This is a genomic window from Sabulibacter ruber, from assembly GCF_017355955.1.
GTDB lineage: Bacteria > Bacteroidota > Bacteroidia > Cytophagales > Hymenobacteraceae > Nibribacter > Nibribacter ruber_A.
Map to the genome: position 1 here is coordinate 249937 of NZ_JAFFID010000006.1, position 24643 is coordinate 274579.

Annotated in this window: 11 protein-coding genes; all 11 read left to right on the forward strand. The window is 53.7% G+C overall.

Annotated elements, in window-relative coordinates:
• Window positions 1–24 precede the first annotated feature (24 nt).
• The 11 genes from JT719_RS22915 to JT719_RS22965 all read left to right on the forward strand — a co-directional run bounded on the left by JT719_RS22915 (window position 25) and on the right by JT719_RS22965 (window position 24621).
• Window positions 25–1797, forward strand: a complete 1773-nt coding sequence (locus JT719_RS22915; protein ID WP_207436093.1) for a DUF885 family protein — start codon at window positions 25–27, stop codon at window positions 1795–1797.
• Between the two features lie 161 nt (window positions 1798–1958).
• On the forward strand, window positions 1959–4172 hold the full coding sequence (locus JT719_RS22920) for a S9 family peptidase (protein WP_207436094.1): 2214 nt from the start codon (window positions 1959–1961) through the stop codon (window positions 4170–4172).
• Between the two features lie 98 nt (window positions 4173–4270).
• A complete protein-coding gene (locus JT719_RS22925) occupies window positions 4271–6253 on the forward strand; it encodes a glycoside hydrolase family 97 protein (RefSeq protein ID WP_207436095.1) in 1983 nt (660 codons plus the stop codon).
• Between the two features lie 326 nt (window positions 6254–6579).
• Window positions 6580–9828, forward strand: a complete 3249-nt coding sequence (lacZ, locus tag JT719_RS22930) for a beta-galactosidase, LacZ type (protein WP_207436096.1) — start codon at window positions 6580–6582, stop codon at window positions 9826–9828.
• A 152-nt stretch (window positions 9829–9980) separates the two neighbouring features.
• Window positions 9981–11366: an aminopeptidase P family protein gene (locus JT719_RS22935; protein WP_207436097.1), complete on the forward strand. Its 1386-nt coding sequence runs from the start codon at window positions 9981–9983 to the stop codon at window positions 11364–11366.
• Between the two features lie 431 nt (window positions 11367–11797).
• A complete protein-coding gene (locus JT719_RS22940; protein WP_242693426.1) occupies window positions 11798–14203 on the forward strand; it encodes a glycoside hydrolase family 127 protein in 2406 nt (801 codons plus the stop codon).
• 1047 nt (window positions 14204–15250) lie between these two features.
• A complete protein-coding gene (locus JT719_RS22945) occupies window positions 15251–18409 on the forward strand; it encodes a SusC/RagA family TonB-linked outer membrane protein (protein ID WP_207436098.1) in 3159 nt (1052 codons plus the stop codon).
• A gap of 11 nt (window positions 18410–18420) precedes the next feature.
• The gene (locus tag JT719_RS22950) at window positions 18421–19908 is read left to right on the forward strand and encodes a RagB/SusD family nutrient uptake outer membrane protein (RefSeq protein ID WP_207436099.1); all 1488 of its coding nucleotides are present in this window, start codon (window positions 18421–18423) and stop codon (window positions 19906–19908) included.
• 22 nt (window positions 19909–19930) lie between these two features.
• Window positions 19931–20602 carry a hypothetical protein gene (locus tag JT719_RS22955; protein WP_207436100.1) on the forward strand — a complete coding sequence of 224 codons (672 nt, stop codon included), beginning with the start codon at window positions 19931–19933 and terminating at the stop codon, window positions 20600–20602.
• 336 nt (window positions 20603–20938) lie between these two features.
• Entirely contained in the window at window positions 20939–21757 is an 819-nt protein-coding gene (locus tag JT719_RS22960; RefSeq protein ID WP_207436101.1) for a DUF5007 domain-containing protein, read from the forward strand.
• 254 nt (window positions 21758–22011) lie between these two features.
• Window positions 22012–24621, forward strand: coding sequence for an alpha-L-arabinofuranosidase C-terminal domain-containing protein (locus JT719_RS22965; protein WP_207436102.1), 2610 nt, complete (start codon window positions 22012–22014; stop codon window positions 24619–24621).
• Window positions 24622–24643 lie beyond the last annotated feature (22 nt).

Genomic DNA, 24643 nt, shown 5'->3' on the forward strand with positions numbered 1-24643 from the left:
GACCTTTAAGCCCTTACTAAACCCATGATCTACCGTTGCGCTCGCTTCCTGAAGGTTTCCTGTTTACCGGTTGTATTTACCCTCCTGAGTTCGGGAGCCATCTTTGCCCAGAGCTCCAATGTGCTGTATGAACAGACAAGCGAGGTGAACAACCTGCTGGTAAAACTGAAAGCCGATGAAGGGAGTCTGCGGCGCTTCTATTTCATGGAGAACTCGCCCGAGTTTACGGCCCGTTTTCAGAAACTATACGGGGAATACCAGCAGCAACTCAACACGCTGAATTACGACCAGCTGAACACCGGTGCCCGGGTAGACTACCTGCTCACCAAACGGAACCTTGCCGAGGAGTTGCGCCTGCTGGACGTGGGTGCCAGGGAGTACAGCCAGATCAGCAAGTGGGTACCTTTTGCCGAGAAGATCTATGCCCTGGAGAAACCGCGCCGCCGCGGCCTCAACGTAGACGGGCAGAAAATTGCCGCTGAACTGAACCTGATCGAGAAAAGCCTCAAAGCCTCCCAGACCGCTCTGGAGGCCGAACCCCGATTAGACCGGGACCTGGCCTACCGCCTGCAAGGCGTGACGCTGGACCTGAAGGATGCCCTCAAAAGTGTCTACACGTTCTACTATGACTATGAGCCCAGCTTCTCGTGGTGGACCAGAGAGCCGTACAAAAAGGTAGATAGCCTCTTGACCCAGTATGCAGCTTTAGCTGAAAAAAAAGGGAAGGTTCCGGCGAAAGGCCAGAAGATAGACCAGAGCGGCATCGTGGGCAACCCCATCGGAAGGGACGAACTCATCCGGCAGCTGCAGTATGAAATGATTCCCTACACCCCCGAGGAGCTGATCGACATCGCCAACAAGGAGTTTGCCTGGTGCGACCAGGAGATGCTGAAAGCCTCGCAGGAGATGGGCTTCGGCAAAGACTGGCACGCGGCGCTGGAGAAAGTAAAGAACCTGTACGTGCCGGCCGGTAAACAGCCCGAGGCCATGTTGGATCTCTACAACCAATCGGTGGCCTTCCTGAAAGAAAAAGATTTGATCACTATTCCGCCGGTGGCCGAGGAAACTTGGCGCATGCAGATGATGAGCCCCGAGCGTCAGCTGGTGAACCCTTTTTTCCTGGGCGGCGAGACGTTCATCATCTCGTATCCCACCAGCACCATGGCCCATGAAGACAAGCTCATGAGCATGCGCGGCAACAACCCGCACTTCTCCCGCGCCACCGTGCACCACGAACTCATCGCCGGTCACCACCTGCAGGGCTTCATGAACGACCGTTACAAAGCCTACCGAAGCTTCTACACTCCTTTCTGGACCGAAGGCTGGTCGCTGTACTGGGAGATGCAGCTCTGGGACCAGAAGTTTCCGCGCTCCGCCGAGGACCGCGTGGGCATGCTTTTCTGGCGGATGCACCGCTGCGCCCGCATCATCTTCTCGCTCAATTACCATCTGGGCAAATGGACCCCACAGGAGTGCATTGATTTCCTGGTGGACCGGGTAGGCCACGAACGCGCCAATGCTGAGGGCGAGGTGCGCCGCTCCTTTGAGGGCCGCTATAGTCCGCTCTACCAGCTGGCCTACATGATAGGAGGTCTGCAATTCTACGCCTTACATAAAGAACTGGTGCAGACCGGCAAGATGACGAACAAGCAGTTCCATGACGCCATCATCCAGGAAAACAACCTACCCGTGGAGATGGTCCGCGCCATTCTGCTGAACCAGCCATTGCCCAAAGATTTTACTTCCAACTGGCGCTTCTACGGCAATGCCAATGGGAAATCCGCTTCCAGAAAATAGGATAGTGAAAAGCGGGGAAGCTTAATTTATAATTCCTTCCTGCGATACCTGATTTCGGCCTGTTTTAAGGAAATCAGGCCGAAAACAAGGGCTGTCCAAAACCGAGACTTGGAGGCTCCTTTAAAATACACGATACTGCAGGTGAAACATCCTCTAGAGATATGAATAGGTTGCATGACATTTTCGGGAAACCGCTTTTTCTTTCACCCATTTTACTGCTGGTTTTGTGCCTGCCAAGCTTTGCGCAGCAACGCGGCGGCGTGTTTTGGCTCAAGTCCGGGAATACCTATGTGGTGCCGGAGGAAGGGAACATCACCGCGTATACCCTGCCCGGGAAAACCAAACAGGTGCTGGTGGAGAAAGGACAATTGATGCCCGCCGGGAAATCCGAGTCACTGAAGGTGCGCAGTTTCGCAATTTCAGGCGACGAGCAGAAGGTGCTGCTGTTTACCAACACCCAAAAAGTCTGGCGTTACCACACCCGCGGCGACTACTGGGTATATGACCGACAAACGAAGAAACTACAGCAGCTGGGCGCGGGTCGTCCGGTTTCCTCGCTCATGTTCGCGAAGTTCTCTCCGGATGGCAAGCAGGTGGCGTACGTGAGCGAGAACAATATCTATGCGGAGGACATCGCCTCACAAAAGGTAACGCAACTCACCACCGACGGAACCCGCAAGCGCATTAACGGCACCTTTGACTGGGCCTATGAAGAAGAGTTCGCTTGCCGTGATGGTTTCCGCTGGAGCCCTGATAGCAGGAAGATCGCCTTCTGGCAGATAGATGCCTCCGACGTGAAAGACTACTTCATGTTCAACCTCACCGATGGCGTCTATTCCAAAGTGCTACCGGTAGAGTACCCCTCGGCGGGAGAGGCGCCTTCGCCTTACAAGATTGGGGTCATAGACGTGGCAGCCGGTGCTACCAAATGGATGGACGTGCCCGGTGATCCCCGCCAGAATTATGTGCCTCGTATGGAGTGGGCGGCCAACGCCAACGAGATCATCCTGCAGCAACTGAACCGCAAACAGAACGAAAGCCGTTTGTTTCTTTGCAACGCCGCTTCCGGCAAAGCCACCAACATCCACTCTGAGAAAGACCAGGCCTGGATTGACGTGATTTCCACCTGGGACAGCAATTACAACAACGGCGGTTGGGACTGGCTCAGCAACGGGAAAGAGTTCCTGTGGGCGAGCGAGAAAGACGGCTGGCGCCACCTGTACCGCGTGAGCCGCGACGGCAAAAAGGAAACCCTCATCACCAAAGGCGCCTATGACGTGATGTCCATCGTGAACTTAAACGAGCCGGAGGGCTATGTATACGTGATGGCCTCCCCGGAGAATGCCACCCAGAAATACCTGTACCGCGTAAAGCTGAACGGCAAAGGCAAACTGGAGCGGCTTTCACCGGCTTCGCAACCGGGTACGCACCAGTACACCGTGTCGCCCAACGCTAAGTTCGCCTTCCACAGTTTCTCCAACCATTACACCAGACCCGCCTCAGAATCCATTTCCCTGCCCGACCATAAAGCCCTGGGCGGCACCAGTGCGGTGGAGCAGGCCCTTGCCCAGGCCAAAAAAGCGAGTTCTCCGGTGGAGTTCTTCCAGGTGAAAACCTCCGAAGGCGTGGAGATGGATGCCTGGATGGTAAAGCCCACCAACTTTGACCCCAAGAAGAAATACCCGGTGGTATTCCAGGTCTACACCGAGCCCGCCGGCCAAACGGTGCTGGACTCCTATGGCACCGGCATGAACCATCTGTACAACGGCAGCATGGCGCAGGATGGCTACGTGTACGTGTCGGTAGACAACCGGGGCACGCCGGGACCGAAGGGAAGGGAGTGGCGAAAAAGCATCTACCGCCAGGTAGGTCGCCTCAACATCAAAGACCAGGCGATGGCGGCGCAGGAGATCCTGAAACAGCCTTTTCTGGACACTTCCCGGGTAGCGGTGTGGGGCTGGAGCGGCGGCGGCTCGGCTACGCTCAACCTGCTGTTCCAATACCCGCAGATCTACAAAACGGGCATCTCCGTGGCCGCAGTGGGCAACCAGCTTACCTATGACAATATCTACCAGGAACGCTACATGGGGCTGCCGCAGGAGAACCTGGAAGTTTTCGTGAACGGATCGCCTATCACGCATGCCAAAAACCTGAGAGGCAACCTGCTCTACATCCACGGCACCGGCGACGACAACGTGCATTACAACAACGCCGAGCAGCTCATCAACGAGTTGATCAAGCACAACAAGCAGTTCCAGATGATGCCGTACCCCAACCGGTCGCACAGTATTTCAGAGGGCGAAGGCACCTCGGAACACCTGGCTACCTTGTTCACCAATTACCTGAGGCAGTACTGTCCACCGGGTGGGCGGTAGGCTTTTTTGGTTTTTACTAAATACCTTTTAAGGCGGTTTTTCAGAAATCAGACCTAAAACAGCTCGAGCCCAGCCTTGAGCAAACGAAACGATACTCCATGCAACGCAATCTCCTCGGGAAAATTCTGGTCCTGTTACTGTGTCTCTGGTTCACCAGCTCCGCCGCCTCCGCGAAAGACTACCTGCTTACCTCACCCGATAAAAATATCCAGGTGAAGATATCCGTCACCGATGTCATCAAATGGTCGGTGGCCCGGAAAGGGGAGACGGTGCTGTTGCCCAGCCCGCTGAGCATGACCTTGATCACGGGGGAGAAGCTGGGCGTGAACCCGGTGGTGCAGAAGGATGCCCGAAGATCAGTGAAGGAAACCATCATGGCGGTGGTGCCGGTAAAGAACCGCTCCATTCCGGATGTATACAACGAGCTGAAACTGCAGTGCAAGGGTGGCTACGTGGTGCATTTCCGGGCGTACAACGATGGGGCTGCCTATCGGTTTGAGACTAATCTTCCCGCCAGAGAAATAGAGGTGCAGCACGAAACCGCCGATTTCCAGATGGGCGGCAATTACCAGGTGTACTGGCCCCAGGAAACCGATCCGGAGTTTCAGTCGCATTACGAGGCTACGTTCAAAGACACCACGGTGGCCTCCATCGGGAGCCAGCAGTACGGGTACCTGCCTTTGCTGTTCACCTCTGCGAAGGGCACTAAAGTGCTACTGACGGAATCTGACCTGTACGACTACCCCAATCTGTTTCTCTTCGGGACGGGTGGAACCGGTTTGAAGTCAGCCTTCCCCAAGGTGATCCTGGAATCCCAACTGAAACCCCGCAGCGACCGGGCCGAGCAGATTACCCGCAAAGCCGGGTACATCGCCCGCACCTCCGGGAAAAGAACGTTCCCCTGGCGCACGCTTATCGTTACCGATGACAAAGGCCTGCTGGAAACGGAACTGGTGTACAGACTGGCCTCCCCCAACGCACTGCAGCAAACCGCCTGGATCAAGCCCGGCAAAGTCGCCTGGGATTGGTACAACTTCAACAACGTGTACGGCGTGGATTTCAGGGCCGGCGTGAACACCGACACCTACAAATACTACATCGACTTCGCTTCTAAATACGGCCTGGAGTACATCATCCTGGACGAGGGCTGGTCGGCGGCCACCACCAACCTGATGGCGCCCAACAAAGACCTGGACCTGAACGCGCTGGTGCAATACGGCAACAGCAAGAACGTGGGCGTGATTCTGTGGGCGCTGTGGAACACGCTGGACAAAGACATCAACGGAATTCTGGACCAATTCGTTAAATGGGGCGTGAAAGGCGTGAAGGTCGATTTCATGGCCCGCGGCGATCAGTATATGGTCAACTACTATGAGCGCGTGGCCAAAGCCGCCGCTCAGCGTCAGCTGCTGGTGGATTTGCACGGTGCCTACAAACCCGTGGGGCTGAACCGGAAGTACCCCAACGTACTAAGCTACGAGGGCGTGAAAGGGCTGGAGAACAACAAGTGGAGCGACATCATCACCCCCACCCACAATGTCACGTTGCCTTTTACCCGCATGGTGGCCGGCCCTATGGATTACACGCCGGGCGCCATGGTGAACGCCACCAAGGTGGGCTTCAAAGACGTGTTCAACCAACCCATGAGCCAGGGTACCCGGGCGCACCAGGTGGCCATGTACGTGGTCTACGAAAGCCCACTGCAGATGCTCTCAGACAGCCCTACCAATTACCTCAAAGACCCGGACTGCACCAGGTTCATCAGCCAGATCCCCACTACCTGGGACAAAACAGTGGCCCTGGCAGGGGAGGCCGGCAAGTACGTCCTGATGGCGCGTCAACACGGTAAGAATTGGTACATTGGGGGCATGACCGATTGGGATGCCCGGGAACTGAGCCTTCCTTTGGCCTTTCTGGATGGGAAGACCTACCGCATGGAAGTACTCCGCGACGGCATCAACGCTGACCGCCATCCGCAGGACTACAAAATAGAAACCAAAACAGTGAAAACCGGGGAGACGATCCAGGTGAACATGAGCGGCGGGGGCGGCTGGGCAGCCATCCTCCGGCCGGTAGAATAACCCTACCCGGTTTTAGGACTATTTTTCAAAAATTGGCTTAACCTAGGTAGTGATACAAGTTAAATAACACCTCTTGTCATCTTGGAAAGATCTTGTGGCCGGACTAATAAAGCAACGTTCAGACGCTACTATCCATCGCCACCGAGATTCTTTCAGGATGACAAAGCGAAGGGGAGGTATGCTGATTTTAGGCCATTTACTTGATAAAGGCGGGAGTAGGTTACATCCGAGACTACATTCTGCTAACGAATAATTTCTGCCGGTTTTTGGCTTCCTTTTGGTAAAACAGCTTTAAAGCTCAAGCTGGTAGCTTTTGATTAAACATCATGACTTTTTCTTTTCATCCTGCTTCCCTTGTCTCTCTTTTCAGAAGAATTGCTCCGTTGGTGTTTGCATCCCTTGTCTCTCTTTTCAGAAGAATTGCTCCGTTGGTGTTCCTAATTTCCGGTGTTTCGGCCCAGGCGCAGGCACCTATGTGGCTGGATGAACGCCGGAACGAGGAGAACCGCATGCCCATGCACAGTTCGTATGAAGTGTATGAATCAGAGGCGGCCTTGCAGAAAGCGGATTGGAAAACTTCGAGTAATTACCTGAGTTTGAACGGCGCGTGGAAGTTCAAATGGGTGGAGAACCCCGCCGACCTGCCCGCCCGCTTTGAAGCAACGGATTTCAACGACAGCCAATGGAAAACCTTCCAGGTGCCGGGTAACTGGGAACTTAATGGCTACGGTTTTCCCATCTACTCCAGCGGCGGGTACGAGTTTGTCTATCTCATGCCGCCCACGCCGCCGGTGGTGCCCATGCAGGAAAACCCCACGGCCGTGTACCGCCGCGAGATCACCTTGCCCCAAAACTGGAAGGGCAAGCAGGTGGTGCTGCACATCGGGGCGGCCAAATCGAACCTGGCAGTGTGGGTGAACGGCACCTACGTGGGTTACGGCGAGGACAGCAAACTACCCTCTGATTTCGACGTCACGTCTTATCTGAAACCCGGCAAGAACCTCATTGTCCTGAAGCTCATGCGCTGGTGTGACGGCAGCTACCTTGAAGACCAGGACATGTGGCGCATCAGCGGCATCACCCGCGACTGTTACCTGTTGGCCCGCAACCCGGAGCACCTGTATGATGTGGAACTGTCCCCTGATCTGGACGATGCTTACAAAAACGCTTCCCTCCGGGTGAAACTCAAACTGAACGGGAAACCTACGCAGCCCATCTCCGCCGATTTCCAGCTTATGGACGGGAAGAAACTCATCAAGCAGCAGCAAATCGCCTTCAACTCAGATTCGGCGGTCTTTGATTTGGCGGTAACCGCTCCTAAACTCTGGTCCGCCGAGACCCCGAACCTGTACAGCGCCGTGATCCGGCTAAAAGACGAAAAAGGAAACATCACCGAAATCATCCCGCAGCGGGTGGGTTTTAGGGAGGTGGAGATCAAAGGCGGAAAGTTGCTGGTCAACGGCAAGCCAGTCTTGGTGAAAGGCGTGAACCGCCACGAAACCGATCCTAAAACGGGCCAGACCATCTCCAAAGAAGCCATGCTTCGCGACATCAAGCTCATGAAGCAGTTCAACATCAACGCGGTGCGCACCAGCCATTACCCCAATGACGAGTACTGGTACGAGCTCTGCGATGCCTACGGCCTGTACGTGGTTGACGAAGCCAACATTGAATCGCACGGCATGGGATATGACATCACCAAGACCATCGCCAATAAACCCACCTGGGAGGATGCCCACCTCATGCGGGTGCAGCGCATGATGGAGCGGGACAAAAACCACCCGTCTATTATTGTCTGGAGTATGGGAAACGAGGCCGGAAACGGGTACAACTTCTACCGTTCGTACCTTTGGATGAAAGCCCGCGATGCTTCCCGTCCGGTCCAGTACGAGCGCGCCGTGGCCGATTACAAGACCTTTACCTGGGAGTGGAACTCAGACATAGTGGTTCCCATGTACCCCACGCCTGAGGGAATGGCCGCCTACGCTATAGCGAATCCCACGCCGGCGCGTCCTTTTATCATGTGTGAGTACGCGCACGCCATGGGCAATTCCCTAGGCAATTTCATAGACTACTGGCAGCTGATCCGGGAGAACAAGCACGCGTTCCAGGGAGGCTTTATCTGGGATTTCGTGGACCAGGCTTTTCAGGAAGTAAATGCCGCCGGCGATACCATTTACATGTATGGCGGCGATTACGGCCCCAAAGACCGGAACATTCCCTCAGACAAGAACTTCGTCTGCAACGGCATCTTCTACGCCACCCGGCAGCCGTATCCTCATGCCTGGGAGATGAAAAAGGTGTACCAGGATATTCATTCCACCTTGGTGAACCCCACCACCCTTGCGGTGTACAACGAGAAGCTGTTTACCGGGCTGGAGAATGTGAAACTGGAGTGGGAACTGGTGGTGGATGGCGTCAGGAAAAAGTCTGGCGTGGTGAACCGGCTGGAGGTGGGTCCGCAGAAAACAGCCCAGGTGAACGTGCCCGTCAAGCTGCCCAACTCCGGCGAAGTTTTCCTGAATCTGACCTACAAACTCAAGAACGCTGAGCCCCTGGTCCCCGCCGGCCACATCATCGCCACGGAGCAATTGACGCTGCGCAAGAACGCCCCCCAACCATTGGCTTTAAAGGGACAAGCAGCCTTGCAGGTAAAAGAATCCGCGAATGCGCTTACCATTCCCCTGGCCTCCGGTTCCATCAGTTTTGACAAGAAATCCGGTTGGCTAAGCCAGTACGTGGTAGAGGGAGTGAATTATCTGGAGGCCGGAACTGCCCTTAAAAGCAATTTCTGGCGGGCGCCCAACGACAACGACTTCGGGGCCGGACTGCAAACCAAGCTGAAGGTCTGGAAAAACGTTCCGCGGCAGGCCCAACTGCAGAAGCTCACGTCCTCAGAAAAGAACAAGGTGGTGACCGTGGAGGCGGTATACACGCTTCCGGAAGTGTCTGGTCAGCTATCGGTGCAGTACATGCTGAACAGTGCCGGTGAGATGCTGGTACGGCAGCACCTGCAGGCTGATACCACCAAGAAAGTGGCGATGCTGCCCCGGTTCGGAATGCAGTGGATCTTGCCGGCCGGTTTCAACGCCGTGGAGTTCTACGGCCGAGGTCCGCACGAGAACTACCAAGACCGGAATTTCAGCGCCCATTTGGGCGTGTACAAGCAAACCGTGGCGGAGCAGTATTTCCCCTACGTTCGTCCGCAGGAGACCGGAAACAAAACCGATATCCGCTGGTACAAAGTCACGAATGGCGCTGGAAATGGGTTGCTGGTAAGCTCAGACAACCCCCTCAGCATGAGTGCCCTGCATTACTTTGACCAGGATTTAGATGACGGCGAGGAGAAGCAGCAGCGACACGCCGCCGAGCTGAAGCCTAGGCCTCAAACCCAGCTCAACATAGATGCGGCCCAGATGGGCGTAGGTGGGGTGGACAGCTGGCGCTCCTGGCCCTTGGAAAAATACCGGTTGCCGTACGCCTCTTATGAAGTGCAGTTCTTGATAAAGCCTATCAAGGGAACTGCCCAGCCGCAGGCTCAACCGAAAAGCAAAGAGCGTCGAGAGCCGTTTTAGGGTTGTTTTTAGTAAATTACCCTAAAACGGTTCCGCATCTTCGGCCCTGAGCGGCAGCGGTATTCAGAAATAATTGAAGAAACAGGGTGTGCCTGATGGAATCGCCGGAAGCGTTTCCGGTGAGGTTCGGGCACTTGATATGAGATAAAAATATGTTCAACAAGGAAACGTATGTCAGCCGGAGAAACCGGCTGAAACAACAGGTAGGAGGCGGGTTGATTGTGTTGGTGGGCAACGAGCAGAGCAGCATGAACTACAAAGACAATTGGTATCCTTTCCGGCAGGACAGCACCTTCCTGTACTTCTTCGGGATTGACCGGGCCGGGCTGATGGCGGTGATAGACGTGGAGGACGATGCCGAGGTGATTTTCGGGGATGAACTGACGCCGGACGACATCGTGTGGATGGGGCCGCAGAAATCCATCCGGGAACAGGCCAGCGAAGTAGGGGTTTTCGCGACCAATCCGCTGTCTTCGCTGGAATCCTATTTCCGGGAGGCTTTGGCGAAAAAGCGTGAAATCCATTTTCTGCCGCCTTACCGTCCTGAGAACCTGCTGAAACTATGTTCCTGGCTGCAAACGTCTCCAGTAGCCATCAAGTCAATGGTATCGGTGCCGTTGATCAAAGCCATCGTGGCGCAGCGGTCCATCAAAACCCCGGAAGAGGTAGTGGAAATCGAAAAGGGCATCAACACTACCGGGGAGATGCTGAGAACAGCCGCTCTCACAGCCCGAGCCGGAATGACCGAAGCCGAGCTGGCGGGACAGCTGCAGGCCATCGCCATCAAGGCCGGCGGGAACCTGGCCTTCCCCACCATCCTGACGGTGAACGGCCAGATCCTGCACAACCATTACAGCCCCACTATGCTGCAGGAAGGACAGCTGGTGCTGGTAGACTGCGGCGCGGCTTCGGCCATGCATTACTCCGGTGACATGACCCGTACTTTTCCGGTGAACCAGGCCTTCTCGACCCGGCAGAAGGAAATGTTTGACGTGGTGCTGACGGCCTATGAACAAGCCGTGAGCATGCTTAAACCCGGCGTGCACTACAAAGATGTGCATCTGCGGGCCTGTGCCTCGCTCGTAGACGGACTCAAGCAATTCGGTCTCATGAAGGGTGACTCGCTGGAAGCGGTGGCCCAAGGTGCGCACGCCTTGTTCTTCCCGTGCGGGTTGGGCCACATGCTGGGCCTGGACACCCATGACATGGAGGACCTGGGCGAGGAATACGTAGGCTACGCCGAGGACCAGAAAAAGAGTACCCAGTTTGGGCTGAAGTCCCTGCGGCTGGCCCGCGCCCTGGAACCCGGTTTTGTTTTGACAGTGGAGCCCGGTCTCTACTTCAACCCCGATCTGATCGATCTGTGGGCAGGGGAGAAGGTGCACGCAGATTTCATTAACTATGACCTGGTGGCGGGCTGCAAAGACTTCGGCGGCATCAGGATCGAGGAGGATTTTCTGATCACCCCGGAGGGAAGCAGGCTGCTGGGAAACCCCGTTCCAAGGAATATGGAAGAATTCAGGATTTCAGAGGGGTAATAGCACCTCGGCAATAACCAGACTTTGTCGCAAATTGCAAGGTTATTTTCCCTGAGGAATGTATACAGGTGAGAGCCTGACTTTCCGTCGGTTTTCCAGGAAACAGCCCCAAAACGGAACATCATAAAGAATCAAGAACGGTTACCTACAGATGCGAAGGTAACCGTTTTGTTTTTCAGCATTTTGCTCAAATGTGGGTTAAAAGTGTTTTTAGAAAATTAGGTTTAAAATGAGTTTCGCATACTCGACAGAGTTCTATGTTACCTCCATGTTAATATGGTGGAAGCATTGGCTAATATCCGGTCAGGGAAAATGATTTGGGAAATCTAAATTTGGTTAGATGAAAGGTGTCTTTTAGACACGATATTATGCTGGCAGACCTGTTCCGGTCTTCCATCTTTCCCAGTATCCAAAGTTTAATGTTTGACACTATGTTCATAAACAGATTCATGGCCGTTGCCCTCACCGGGTTTGTGTTTCTCGCAAAACCTGTGGTGGCGCAGCATCAGCACAATGACTATCCCATCCAGCCGGTGCCGTTCACGCACGTGCATGTGCACGATGAGTTCTGGGCGCCCAAGATGCTGGTGAATGCCACGGTGACCATTCCGCACACGCTGGAGAAAAGCCGGGAACAGGGCCGCATCGACAATTTCCTGCGGGCAGCTGGCAAACTGGGAGGCGATAAACTCAGCCAATTTACCTTCGATGATACCGATATTTATAAGGTCATAGAGGGCGCTTCTTACGCCATGCAGGTGCAGAAAAATCCCAAGCTGGATGCCTATGTGGATTCCCTGATCACCATCATCGGGGACGCGCAGGAGCCCGACGGATACCTGTTCACTTTCCGGACGGTGAAGGCGGCCAAGCCCCACGAGTGGATCGGATCCAAGCGCTGGGAGAAAGAGGAGGAACTCAGCCATGAGTTGTACAACTCGGGTCACTTGTTTGAGGCGGCGGTCGCGCATTACCAGGCCACCGGTAAAAAGTCGCTTTTGAACATCGCCATCAAAAATGCCGATCTGCTGGTGAAGGACTTCGGGTACGGCAAAGAGGAAAAATATCCGGGCCATCAGGTGGTGGAGATCGGGTTGGCGAGACTGTATAGAATCACGGGCAAGAAAGAGTACCTGGATCTGGCCAAGTTCTTCCTGGACGTGCGCGGACCCAAAGGAACCGAGTACAACCAGGCGCACGCCCGGGTGGTGGACCAGCAGGAAGCGGTGGGCCACGCAGTACGCGCCACCTACATGTACACCGCTATGGCCGACATCGCGGCGCTCACCGGGGACAAAAGCTACCTGAAAGCCATTGACGCCATCTGGAACGATGTGGTCAACAAGAAACTCTACATCACTGGTGGCATCGGGGCCACAGGAGCCGGGGAGGCCTTTGGGAAGGCGTATGATTTGCCCAACATGTCGGCCTACGCCGAGACCTGCGCCTCCATCGCCAACGTGTACTGGAACAACCGCATGTTCCTGCTGCACGGTGACGCCAAATACATTGACGTGCTGGAAAGAACGCTGTACAATGGGCTGCTGTCCGGTATTTCCCTCACCGGAAACAGGTTTTTCTATCCCAATCCGCTGGCCTCCATGGGGCAACACCAACGGGGCGAGTGGTTCAGCTGCGCCTGCTGCATCTCCAACATGACGCGCTTCCTGCCATCGGTGCCAGGCTACGTGTATGCCCAGAACAACAATGACCTGTACGTGAATCTGTTCATGACCAGCGCCAGCGACATCAGCCTGCCCGCAGGCCGGGTGAAGGTGAAACAGACCACTAATTACCCCTGGAACGGAACCGTTGACTTGGAGGTAGACCCTCAGAAAAACAAGGATTTCACCCTCAGGGTTAGGATTCCCGGTTGGGCGCAGCAACAACCGGTGCCCGGAGACCTGTACACCTTCGCCGATGCCACTTTGAAGCCAATCGTTCTAAAATTGAACGGAAAACCCATCCAATACAGTACCGAGAAAGGATATGCCGTTTTGAAGCGGAAATGGAAAAAAGGGGATAAAATCACGCTGGACCTGCCCATGGAAACCGAGAAAGTGCTGGCGAACCAGAATGTAAAAGACGACATAGGCAAGTTCTCCTTCCAGCGCGGCCCCTTGGTGTACTGCCTGGAAGGCCCTGATAACAAAGACAACTTGGTGCACAATATCCTGGTGGACAAAAATGCCCCTGTGGAGGAAACCTTCGAGGCGAGCCTGCTGAAGGGTGTACAGGTGATCAAGACTAACGGCGTTGGCACCAAACGGCAGGCCAACACCACCGCCTTGCTGCAAACGGAACAGGCCGTGAAAGCCATTCCGTATTTCTCCTGGGCCAACCGCGGTCCGGTGGACATGACGGTGTGGGTACCCTATGAGGCCTCTGCTGCCAAGCCGCAACCGGCACCAACCATCGCTACCACCAGTAAGATCTCGGCCTCCCTCAAGAACACCAGAACCCTGGCCGCCTTAGTAGACCAATACGATCCTCAGGATTCCCGCGACTCCAACTACCCGTACCTGCACTGGTGGCCAAACAAAAACACCAAAGAGTTTGTTCAGCTGGACTTCGACGGGGAGCATACCGTTTCTGAATCTAAGGTGTATTGGTTTGATGACAGTCCATGGGGTGGATGCACCATCCCGGCCTCGTACCAGATCTTCTACAAGCAAGGTGATAAATGGGTGCCTGTGAAAAATACTACCACCTATGAGGTTTCCAAGGACAAATACAATATAGTCAAGTTCGCCCCGGTGAAAACCACCGCCCTGCGGATGGAGATCCAGTTGCCTAAGGAAGCTGCGACAGGTATCCATGAATGGGCAGTGAAATAGTCCGATAGAATCTCCATAAGAAAAAGGCTATGCAAGCCACACTGATGGCTAAGGTTCTTGCCCAGACTATCTGATTTGGGCAGACTTTAGGAAGCCGGTTAATGGGGTAAAAGCCTAAGGGCGGTTTTATTTAGGTCATTGGTTCAGTAAATTATTGATTTATTGGAAGATGCAGGAACCAGGCAGCTTTTGGGAGTTAGTGGATTTGTTCAGGGATACCAATAATAAAGCACTATGAAATTCCCAGAATCCTATTGGAAAGTAGTCCCTGAGGTGTCAAGCTTCATTTCACCTCGGGGGCTACTCTTCAAGGAAAGATGTCATTCAAGAATTACTTTAAGATTAGCCTTTAAGAGTCGCCAATGGATATTTATTGCAATAACAGACACCAGAGATGACTGCTTATTTCCCAACCAAAGTGGGATGCGGCAAAGAACCGGTATATAAGATAAAATAGTATTACTTTTCGCTATTTTAGTGTGCCCATCCAAAATAGTATAGTATTAAGTTTGATTTATATAGCCCATCTCCCCTGTGAACTATATAGAACTACTTTCCCCCAAAGTTTTTTCAGAGGAGCAGATTTGTTTCCACACAAGGTATTGAAGTAATTCAAGCCCGGTTAGGTAGGGAATGTCTTCTAATAGTGTCCATTGCAATAACCTAGGTAATTCCTCTGTAGGGTTTCTGATTGCCCTTCCCGAAGGGAAGGACACCAGGAATGGTGCCGTGCATAAATTAATGAACAGCCAGCGTGCTTGTTGACCTATTCCATGCCTTGCTGGTTAGTTGCATCATAATGAGGTAAGCAAAGGAAGGATTCCCTAGGTTCTTATGGTTGCATTTCTTTTTGAATACTAGTCTATCGCATTAAATATTAGTCTTTCGCAGACTTAAGGTGCCGTAACGATTTTCCTGATTTTTATCCTATATCCCTCCCTTTTGCCAGAGGTCAGGCGCAGCAGTACCCCTATGGTTTAGGAGGATTCCATTGATAAAGTATTTACAAGTGTATTCACCCTTTACTTATCTCCAAGATCCTAGCATATGATAAAAAAATCTACTAAATGGCGCGGCTGGGAAATAGTACTGCCGCTATTACTCCTCTTTCTGGTGCAGGAGCAGGTATTTGCCCAAAGACAAATCAAGGGCGTTGTCAAAGACAGTGAAAACCGGCAAACGCTGGTCGGGGTATCGGTAGTGGAGGAGGGTAACCCCACGAATGGGGTCGCAACCGACTTGGAAGGTGCCTTTTCCATCACCCTGAAGAATCCGGATGGCCTCCTTCGTTTTTCTTACGTCGGTTACACAAGCAAAACTCTGCCCGTGAAGGGGAAATCCACGGTAGAGGTTTTTCTGGATGCGAACACCAATGTGCTGCAAGAGGCAGTGGTGATCGGGTACCAGAACATTGAGCGGAAAAAAACCACCGGTGCCATCGCTTCCATCAAAGGCAAAGACATAGAAAATACCCCTTACCCAACGTTCGATGCCATGCTGCAGGGTAGAGTGGCAGGGGTGTCGGTCCTAAGTGTTTCGGGGGAACCGGGGGCCAACAATATCGTCAACATACGAGGAAGCAGCAACTTGAATCCCGATGGTATAAGGGCTCCCTTGTATGTGATTGATAATATTGTGTATGATGTGAATGACATCATACAATCCTATGGCAACAGTAATCCCCTGGCTACCATAAACCCTAACGACATCGAGTCCATCGACGTGCTGAAGGACGCCTCTGCCTCTTCTATCTATGGGGCGAGGGCAGCCAATGGCGTGATCATCATCAAAACGAAACGTCCGCGGGGCGGGGCGCCGCAGATACGGGTTTCAACCTACATGGGCATCGCCGACCAGCCCGCCATGAAGCCTATTATCGTAGGGGCAGCCGAAAGAAGGATGAAAATGGACTTGCTCAGGGTGGGTGGGGATTATACCCGGTTCTCCAATGGTGAGCTTAGCCCCATGCTGACCGACAGCCTAAACCCCGCTTTCAATAACAACACGGACTGGCAGGGGCTTTTCCTGCAGAGAGGCATCATCAGCAATGTGGATGCCAGCATCATGGGGGCCAATGATACTTATTCTTACCGGCTGTCTTTCAACCGGTACACCGAAGAAGGGGTGATGATTGGCTATGGCATCGAAAGGATTACCCCCCGTTTGTTCCTGCAGCTCAACCCGACCGACAGAATCCAGGTGACGCAGGACCTGTTCCTGGGGTTCACCAAAGCAAAACACGGATCCGGCGATGCCGCGCGCTATCCTTTCAGCACCTGGGGCTTCCCTTCTTCCTTCTGGCAAATCAGGGAAGAAGAAAAAGCCATCTACTCTGGGAGGTATGATGATCTCCGGGATGATGACCGGTCAACCTCCCTCAATGGGAACACCCAGGTAATGGTAAAATTACTGCCCGGCTTGTTATTCAGAAGTTCCCTGTCCTACAATTTCAATACGAACTCCAGAGACCAGTTTATCCCGGGGGTGCTGAACTTCGGCCGGAATGATGCGATCAGCACTGTATACCAGAACCGGAGATGGGAGCTTGAGAACTACTTCGCCTATGATAAAAAACTGGGAGAAAACCATACGTTCAGCGCCTTACTCGGACAGGGCGCGGAAAAGGCGGTAGGGAACTCCATTTATACAAGGGGAAATGGCATTGCGATAGATGCGGTTAAAACGGTACAGGGAGTACCGCCTGGCTCTAACTTGTCAGGAAACTCCAGTGTTGTGGAGCGCTCCCGCCTCTCGTATTTCGGAAGACTCAGCTATGAGTTCAAAGAGCGCTACATCCTCCAGGGGAACTGGAGAGCGGATGCTTCCTCCCGATACGGTAAATCCAACCGATGGGGCCAGTTTCCTTCCATTTCGGCGGGCTGGATTGTGTCCGAGGAGCCTTTCTTCAGCAGCCTGACCCACTTCCTGCCATACCTGAAGTTTAGGGGCAGCTATGGGATAACAGGCTTAGACCCCGGAAGCTATTATGCCCAGTACCTCACGCTTACCTCTGACGCCAGCTTCTTCACCGGACGCCTGGGGAACGGGGACTTTGCCAACGGGCAAACCATGACCACCTATAACGGCACGACAGTGGCCTATCCTAATTATCAGAACGCCGCCGCCTCCACCGATATCTCCTGGGAGAGAAGCCCCCAGTATAATTTAGGGGTGGACCTGCATCTCTTCAAAGAGCGGGTATCGATTACCGCGGATTTCTACGTGCGGGATTCCAAAAGCATGGTCTTTGATGTGCCAGTGCCCGCCACCACCGGTTACACCAGCATCAGCGATAACTACGTGGATGTGCGGAACTCAGGGGTAGAGGTGGTGCTGAACACCAACAACCTGCCACCCTTGTCACCGCTGCAATGGAGCACGAACTTCAATATCGCCTACAACAAGAATTATGTGACCAACCTGCCTGGTGGCCGGGAATTCACCTTCGGGCCTCCTTGGATGATGCGGACCCTGAACGTGGGGCAGCCGCTGTTCCCTTTCCTTGTTTGGGATGTGGAAGGGATTTACGCCCGCGACGAGGATGTGCCGGTCAATCCGCTCAATGGGAGAAGGCTCAGTTGGTATGGAGGGGCCGAATTCGGCGCCGGGGATCCCGCGAGAAGGGATATCAACGGAGACTATATCATCGATGACCTGGACAAGATCCCGGCCGGTAGCCCCAACCCGAATGTGACCGGGGGGATGACCAACTCCTTCTCCTATAAAGGGTTTACCTTGGATGTGCTCATTACTTTTATCAGGGGCAGGAGCCTTTGGAATGGGTACCTGTCCGATAAACTGCAGGATGCCGGCACAAATGAGCCTTACAGCGTTTGGGGACCGAACTCCGGCCCCGCCTCTAAGCTGGCCAACGGCACCTACTGGAGAAACCCCGGCGACATAGCCCAATATCCTGGCCTTATCACCAATAGGGTGGACAAATACCACATTGGCCAGTCCTACTTTGTGGAGGATGCCAGCTTCACCCGCTTGAAGAACATCCGCCTGGGGTATACCGTCCCCACTGCCTTGGCGAGCAAGTTGAAGATGAAGAGCATGCGGATTTATGGGTTGGTGGACAATGTATATGTGTGGTCCAATGCCACGGTGCCGGATCCGGAGGCAGTGGAGCCCAATGGTTACTCCTCCGGTAATGACTATCCTATCCCGAAGAAATATATGATGGGACTTGAACTCACCTTTTAACAGAAGCCGTTATGCGATCCAACCTCATACACCATCAAATAAAGTTATTCTTAGTTGTCCTCCTGCTGCTCGGGTCCTCGTGCAAAGATTTCCTGGACCTGGCTCCTATCAGCTCCCCGACCGATTCCAATTTCTGGAAGAATGAGAAGGAAGCGGATGCCGCCGTGGCGGCAGGATATGCCTTGACCCGGAAAGCCTTGTATGCAGCGGACGGGATGGCCCATTTTGCGTACGGTGACCTGCCCACGGCGGAGTTCGTGTCTACGTTAGGGGGCTGGACCTTCGGGGACGTGGGCCGGGTTAACTGGTCATTGGGCATCTCGGATATCAACAGCCCGATGGTGCAATTGCGCAGTTATAACAATTTCTACAGAATCATAGACCAGGCAAACCGATGTATGAAGTTCCTGCCCACTGTGCCCCTGGAGGAGTTCACCTCCTCTGATGCGGAAGCGGCCCGGAATCACCTGATGGGGGAAGCGTATTTTCTGCGGGCGTTCAGTTACTTCTACATGGCAAGGGTATGGGGAGGCGTACCCCTGGTGCTTGAATCGGTGGATGTCACAAAAGCAGAGCACTTGTCCCGAGCCACTGAACAGGAGGTATTGGACCAATGCGTGAAAGACTTGGCGGCAGCCCTCCCGCTGCTGAGAATGACGCATCCTGACCAGAATAACCGAGCGGTAAGGGCCAACAAGGGAGCGGCCTACGCCTTGCTGGCACATGTGTACGCCTGGAAGGGAGATTACCAAAAATGCGCAGAAGCCGCGGCTATGGTAACGGAAAGCAACCTATATTCCCTCGTGGACAGAAGCCAGTACCTGACCATCTTCAAGGGGAAATCCCCGGAAGGCATCTTCGAGATTGCCTCCAGCGACCCCAATGAGAGCGCGGGATCAGGGTCCATCGCCTTCAGAACCCTGAAAACCCCTTACCTGTCTACCAACTCCGGGAATGCGGAATTCACCCTGAACAGCGGCTATCTGAACGAGCTCTACAGCGATCCGGCCGACCTGCGCCTGCAGAATGGGTTCGCCTTCCTGGGAACGACCGACCCCATCTCGATTAAGTATGCCAATATCGTGTATACGCAGGCCAACCAGACGATGCCTATTGCCCAGAACAATATCATTGTATTCCGTCTGGCGGATATAAAACTGTTAGAGGCTGAGGCATTGGCGGCCACCGACCGGAACGGGGAAGCACGCCAGATTCTGAATGAGATCCGGGCCAAAGCCGGCCTGCCGGAATGGTCAGGCGAGGAGGCAGACCTTTTTGAGGCGGTAATGGAAGAACGCCAGCGGGAGTTGTTTCTGGAGGGCCATACCTTCTATGACCTGGTGCGCCTAGGGCGGAGAACAGGTTTACTCAAGTTTGGGGAGGGCCGAATCAGTGAAACGGATTTTGCCGCAGGGAAATACTACTGGCCCCTTGACCCCATCCTGCTGCGGAGCAACCCGAAATTAGTGCAAACCCCCTTCTGGACAAGCAGAATGTAGCCCAACCCTCAAAGTCAAAGCCATGAAAAAAATCAATACTCTATTCTTTTGGATGATGTTATGTGCCGGGTTCGCCCTGTCCTCTTGCGAGGAGGAATCCTACCTGACCGATGAAGGGGTGCACAGCAACCAAACATCACTTTCCACTTATGATTACCTGAAACAGCATCCTTGGCAGATGTTCGACACGCTGCTGATGGTCGTGGACCACTATGGATTGAAAGAGGAGATAAACCGCCCGGGCACCACCTTTTTCGCGCCCAGTGATTTTTCCATCAGGCGTTATATTCTGCTGCGGGATGCCCAGGTTAAGCGGGAGAACGAAGCCAACACCTATACGCTGGCCGACATGTACCAGGATGTGACGGCGGACTCTATCAGGCAGTACCTCTTCACCGGTACCCATACCCTTGCTACCGCTAAAGAGAGCCCGCAGGCATTGTCGAGTTTAGGGAACACCCCGTGTGCCATCCGGAAAATACAAAACATCAATTATAACCAGTGGTCCGGCGCTCCGGTGTATTTCCTCAATTACATAAAAGTAAGGGGCGAGTTGGATGTGCCGGGGGTGCCCGTGGAGCCCAATGACCCCAACTTGGACAGGACTGTGCTGGTGCAAACCTCTGATATCCAATCAGGCTCGGGTGGCACGCTGCATGTCTTGGTGAATACGCACACTTTTGTTCGCTTCTAAACCTGCGGCTACCCTGCTGGCGTCCCCCTGATCAGCCTTTCTTTTGTCCTGGTGCTCAGTCACAGGTATGGGGAAACGGTGCTTGTCTTGGGAAAGGTCTTCAGTAGAAGCTTACCTAGGGGATAAGCAAGAATTGGGTTGGTAGAAAATGGTTTTGAAGCTACCATCTCCACAACAAATACATTGGACTTTAACTTGTCAGATCGTATGAAACGGTTTCCTAAATTAATATATTTTTTTGCCGCAATAGCCGCAATAGGTACCGGGTTGCTCGCCTGCGAGCCCGAAGTGGAGGGCTTTCTCAGCGACCACCTTTATTATAGGCCTAACCCATTTGTGGCAGGGCAGGGAGTGAACTCCTTTTCCCCTCCAATCCAGTTGGACGGATCAACCCAGCCGGTGAAGGTGAAATTACTGGCCGTGCGGAATAAGGCCACCGGGGCACCGGCAGATGAATTGTTGCAAGAGTTTGAAATGCAGACGTATAAGGCGAATGTAACCCCTGCTGACTCCACCCTGGACCTACTGTACAAAAAGTTAACAGTTGAAAAGAGGCCGGTTCTGTCCGTGAACGAGATAGGGGGGCGGATAGAGGTGACTTCCGCTTCCAGCAGGGTATCGCCGGGGACCTATACAATCGATGTGGAAGTGTCCAATATCGCCGGTACTAGGGTGGTAAAAGATGCCTGTGATATCGTCATAAGGGAATCCGCTCCTTACACGTTGGGATACACTGCTTGGTCTACCTCCACCATGACGGGAGAAGTATTTACCGGGATAAGTGAACCTTTGAATATCAAGGTGGAAACGGATGTAACCGGGCCAAACAAAATCATCTTCAAATTTGTGGACAAAAACGGTACTCCCTTCAACCCGGAGGCCGGCGAGGTATATCCTCGGGCATTCAGAGGGCACTTTGGCTTGATGAATACCTTCTACAAGGTCGTGAAAACGCCCACCTCGTTGGAGTGGGAATACCCCCCCGTGTTTCCATTCCCTTTGGTTTCTTCCACAAACGGCTTTTTGAACTATTACCGCATTGACGGGGCCGCCACTGATATAGGGGTAAACATCAACCCTGTTTTCGAGATCAGGTTCAATCAGGCAGGGACCCATACGGTGACGGTAAAACTGACCAACGCGGTACGCAAGTAGCCGGAGGGGTATCATTCCAGCTTCTTCGACTCTTTCCATGTTAACTCTTTATGTCCACTAAAGCCCAATCCTCCCTCAAAGAGGCTGAAGGGCAAGATGACAATTACAATCCCTGCTTCTTTCTGTCCTTGTCCCACTAAGTTGATGGTAGTACTTATAGCCCTAGCGTGTTTTGGTTCGCAGGAAGACTTTAGTGATTTTAATACAAAGGGCAACTTCTCCAACGATAAAACCAAATCGATTTAAGGTGCATTATGATAATTAAACCGTATTTTATTACCGGTGGAATCGGTTCTACCATGAAGAAATGGCTCCTAGCTTCAGCTTGCCTGTTGGTTGGTTATCCAAGTACCGCGCAAAGGCAGGCCTCTATCACCATTGATGCTACGAAGCTGGAAAAGAAGGTTTCGCCTACGCTGCACGGGATCTTCTTTGAGGAAATCAGCCACGGGGGAGAAGGCGGCTTGTATGGCGAGCTGATCCAGAACCGAGGGTTTGAGGAAGTACGTATCCCCAAAGGCACCACCCTGCAAAACGGGTTCCTGGTCCCTAATCCGGCGCCGCACTACAACCTGCCCAACGGACAGTCCAGCGACTGGAAAATGCCCTGGACCTTGGAATCCGATTGGCCGGCCTGGTCCAGCCTGACCAGCGGTGGAGCCAACATGACGCTGGCCTTATCACAGGATAAGCCCCTGAACGAGGCTTCACCCAACTCGCTGAAGGTAACGGTTTCCGATCTGGAGAAAGCGGGCAAAGCCGATCTGGTCAATGAAGGGTTCTGGGGCATCAAGGTGGATCAGGGCAAAACCTACAAGCTCAATTTCTACGCCCGGTCTGAGAAGAAATACAAGGGGCCGCTGACCGTATCCTTACAGAGCGAAGACGGGAAAAAACTGGCCAGCCACATATTCAAAAACCCGTTCAAAACCGGAGACTGGCAAAAGTTAAGCTGTGATCTAGTGGCCCAAGCCTCTGATTCCAAAGCCAAATTCGTCATTAGCTTCGGCAGTTCCGGTACGCTGTTTCTGGACTTCGTTTCGCTTTTCCCCGCTGAAACCTACAAGAACCGGGAGAACGGTTTGAGACCCGATCTGGCGCAGTACCTGGCCGACCTTAAGCCCTCCTTTATCCGATGGCCGGGCGGCTGTTTCGTGGAAGGCATCACCGTGGAGAGCGCTCCCAACTGGAAACAGAGCTTAGGGCCGGTGGAGAAAAGACCGGGCACCTTCAGTCCGTGGGGCTACTGGTCCAGCGACGGCTTGGGCTACCATGAGTTCCTGCAGTTCTGCGAGGACACCGGCGCCGATGCCATGTACGTCTTCAATGCCGGCGTGGCCTGTGAGTTCAGGAGCGGCACCTTTCTTCCCGATGCCCAATTACCCGAGGTGATTGCCGATGTACTGGACGCCATTGAATATGCTTTAGGCCCTGCTGATTCCAAATGGGGGAAAGTAAGAGCCGCAAACGGGCACCCTGCGCCTTTTCCGCTGAAGTACGTGGAGGTAGGCAACGAGCAGCACGGCCCCTGGTACGCCAACCGGTTCAACCTGTTCTACGACGCGATCAAAGCCAAGTACCCGGACCTGAAGGTGATCGCCAGCATGGGCATCGCCGACGTGAACCGGCATACCCTGGACGGGATGAAGAAGCTGGACATCGCCGATGAGCACGCCTACAAATCGGCATACTGGGCCATGAACAACTACGACCACTTCGACAACTACAAACGCGGCGACTGGGAACTGTACGTGGGCGAATACGCCACCAATGCGGGCGTGGGCAGCGGAAACATGCTCGCAGCCCTGAATGACGCGGTGTACATCCTGGCCATGGAGCGCAACGGTGACCTGGTGACCATGTCCAGCTATGCCCCGCTGCTGGTGAATACCAACGATGTGGACTGGCCGGTGAACCTGATCAACTTCAATAACTCGCAGAGCTTCGCGCGAATTTCATATTATGCCATCCAGATGATGAACCAGCACCGCGCCGACCAGAACCTGGCCACCACGGTTCAGGTGCAGCCCGCCCAGGTAACCAAGCCGGCTTTCGCCGGGGGCATCGGCCTCAGTACCTGGGACACCCAGACCGAGTACAAAGACCTCCAGGTCATCCAAAATGGCAAGGTGGTGTACAGCAGCAACTTTGAGAAGGCCGAAGATGAGTGGGAAAAAGTGCGGGGCACCTGGGACGTGAAAGAAGGTGCCATGGGCCAAACTGCCGAGGGCGCGCAGCTTTTTGCCTGGCTCAAAGACAAATCCTACGACACCTACACCCTCAAACTGAAGGGCCGCAAACTCAGCGGGTACAATGCGTTCATCATTCCGTTTGCGGTGAAAGATGGCGGCAAAACGCAGATGCGGGCGCACATAGGCTCTTACTGGAACCAGTACGCGGTCTTTGAGCAGGTCACGGAAGGCACCGAAGTCGCCAACCTGTCTTCCTCTACCAAATTGCCTGAGAAAATAGAGACCGGCAAGTGGTACGACATCCGCCTGGAAGTAGGCCTTAATAAAGTGGATTGCTACTTAAACGATAAATTTCTCATGAGCTATACCATCCCGGATATGTTCTACAGCATCTCCGGCGTGGAGGAGAATACCGGTGATATCATTGTGAAAGTGGTGAACGGCTCCCCGGAGCCCTACCAGACCAACATCAACCTGAAGGGAGTGACTGGCTTGTCGCCGGAGGGAGAAGCAGTGATTCTGTCGGCGGAAAGTTATCAGGCGGAGAACTCGTTTGAGTCGCCGCAAAAGTATGTTCCGCGGACCTCCAAATTAGCTAAGGTTGCGCCTTCCTTTGAAGTGGGTGTGAGGCCTTACTCTATCTCGGTTTTCCGGCTTAAAACAAAGAAGTGAGCAGGTGAAAAGAGGGCCGGTT